Genomic DNA, 2436 nt, shown 5'->3' on the forward strand with positions numbered 1-2436 from the left:
TGATTGTCCGGCGGATTCCCGGAGCCAGTCCGCTATCCGGATTCACCAGTGCCGACTGCGTCCGGACCTGGTGGGATGCAGGTGTCTGCGTTCGCCATTTTCACGAGGCCGGAGTGTTTCATGCCGACCTGAACTGCACGAATATACTGGTGGCCGACCAGATTTACCTGATCGATTTTGACCGGGGTCGGATTCTGCCCAACGATCATGATGATCGCTGGAAAGCAGCCAATATCAGTCGTCTGGAACGTTCCGTGAAAAAGTTGCTGGGAAATCTTGATGCCGGCCTGCGGGACAAACTCTGGCAGGGATTTCTGGCCGGTTATAACCTGAACTGGCAGCACAACTGACTGACCAGGATAGCGTGTCAGTATATCGGGGTCTGGCCGGGAGCTGTTCTGCGAAAACGCTTGTACTCCCACTGGTACTGGGCAGGCACATCAGCGATACAGTTCTCGACGGACCGGTTCAGGGCTGTCAGGGACTCGGTCATATCTTTTGAATCCATGCCGGGCTCTGCCTCCCGGATCACAATTCGGAATCCCTCGGCGTCTGGCAGCCTCTGGGCATAGGTGACCAGCGGCCTGGCTCCGGTTTTCTGGACCAGCTTCGAGGCGAGGGTCATGGTGATGGCCGGTATGCCAAAAAACGGTGCAAATTCGCCGCCTTCGCGCCGGGGGGTCTGATCCGGCAGGATTCCCACGACACCGCCCTCGCGGAGAATGCCGAACAATCGCATGATGCCCCTGCGGTCGGTAGCGACCAGTTCAGAGCCGCTGCGGCTGCGGACCGCCTTCATATAGGCCTCGAATCCGGGCTGGTTCGGGGGGCTGTAAAGCGCCGCCATGCTGTAGCGGGAGGCAAAAAACAGGCCCGCCAGTTCCCAGTTGCCAAGATGGGGAGCCAGCAGCAGCAGGCCCTGACTTCCGGCCTGGTATTCTGCCAGAAGTTCTTCACCTTCAATCTCCCGGATCAATCCCAGACAACGCTCTGCCGGCCACTCCCACATTAGCGGAATTTCCAGAGCGGTCGCGCCGGTTTCCCGCAGGCTGTTGCGCCCGAGCGTTTCTATCTCAGTGGCATCCAGATCCGGATAGCAGGCACGCAGATTGCTGCGGGTGGTATTTACCGATCGCCCGCCCAGTGTCCAGGCAATGCTCCCCAGCAGGCGTCCCAGGCGCTGGGCGCTGCGGAGGCTGAGCATCGCCAGCACTCGGAAAGCCAGTCTGACAAGTTTGCCGGACACGAAATCCATCCAATCAGAAGTAAACAGGGCCGAAAAAAGTACCATTGTCGTCAAACACACACAAGGTGATTGGCGCTTTATAATCTTCCCCGATGGTCTGCTTTTGGTCAGTCGCCATGATAGAATTCGCGGGTTTTTATCCGTCTTTATCCATGGCAACCGGGCACCGACTATGTGGAATCTGATACAGCTGGTCTTCTTCCGGTTTGCCGCCGGTGGCTGGATACCGGCACGCTGGTTTGAGCCTGGTCTGCCAGCCAAAGATGAACGTGCCGCCCGAACCGGTCATCTCAAGCTGGAAGTGGTGAGCCATTGCTGGAATTATTCCCATTTCCTGGTTTACCAGTTGAGTTCCCTGGTGCTGTTCCCGCCAGAGAAACTCGATGTAACCATGACGGTGTTTTACAGCCCGGAAGACAAAAGCACCGGTGAATTGCTGGCGTTTTTTGAGGGTCAGAAGGTACCGGGCGTCACCTGGAACTGGCAGCCGGTGCCAAAGCAGGAGCTTTTCCGGCGGGGCATCGGCCGCAATCGCGCCGCTTTGGCCACGCAGGCTGACTGGGTCTGGTTTACCGACTGCGATCTGATGTTTCGGGAAACCTGTCTTGATACCCTGGCGGATGCACTGCAGGGCCGGCGTGATGCGTTGCTGTTTCCGGAGCAGGAGCACACCACGGACCTGCTGACGGAAGATAATCCGATGCTTCAGGCTGGTACCAGCGGGCCCCAGGTACTGGATATCGATACCAGTTCCTTTACTACGCGCCATATCACCAAAGCCACTGGCCCGCTGCAGATTGCCCACGGTGATGTCTGCAGGGCGGTGGGCTACTGCCGCAATATCGGCCTTTATCAGCAGCCGGTAGAAAGTTTTGCCAAATGTCACGAAGACCGGGCGTTCCGCTGGTTGCTGCGCAGTCAGGGTGAGCCGCTTCAGGTGCCGGGGGTTTATCGCATCCGGCACGTTGCCAAGGGGCGTTACAGCGGCAATGACACCCGTAGCAGGCTGAGAACCTGGCTCAGGGTTCTGCAATCCCGCAGACGTGACCGGAAGCAGGAAGAGTCATCATGAGCGGGGAGCCGCGACTTGTTTTGATCACCCCGACCTGGGCCGGTGATGTCGAGCATTTCCGGGTGATGCGATCTTCCCTGGAGCATTCCCCCCTGGCCCGGTTTCAGCATTATGTGGT

General features: G+C 58.3%; 3 protein-coding genes. 2 read left to right on the top strand and 1 reads right to left on the bottom strand.

Annotated features, from left to right (window positions below):
- Nucleotides 1-350 (top strand): lipopolysaccharide kinase InaA family protein (locus VJ956_RS14230; protein ID WP_324085702.1); only part of this gene is annotated, 350 nt, incomplete at its 5' end.
- 17 nt (nucleotides 351-367) lie between these two features.
- On the opposite strand, the gene VJ956_RS14235 is transcribed toward VJ956_RS14230, so the two are convergent.
- Entirely contained in the window at nucleotides 368-1255 is an 888-nt protein-coding gene (locus VJ956_RS14235; RefSeq protein WP_414674448.1) for a lysophospholipid acyltransferase family protein, read from the bottom strand.
- A gap of 163 nt (nucleotides 1256-1418) precedes the next feature.
- Here VJ956_RS14235 and VJ956_RS14240 point away from each other — a divergent pair, with 163 nt between their 5' ends.
- On the top strand, nucleotides 1419-2318 hold the full coding sequence (locus tag VJ956_RS14240; protein ID WP_324085704.1) for a glycosyltransferase family A protein: 900 nt from the start codon (nucleotides 1419-1421) through the stop codon (nucleotides 2316-2318).
- Nucleotides 2319-2436: the final 118 nt, after the last annotated feature.

Origin of the sequence: Marinobacter sp. (assembly GCF_035268745.1) — a bacterium.
In the GTDB taxonomy this organism is placed as follows: domain Bacteria; phylum Pseudomonadota; class Gammaproteobacteria; order Pseudomonadales; family Oleiphilaceae; genus Marinobacter.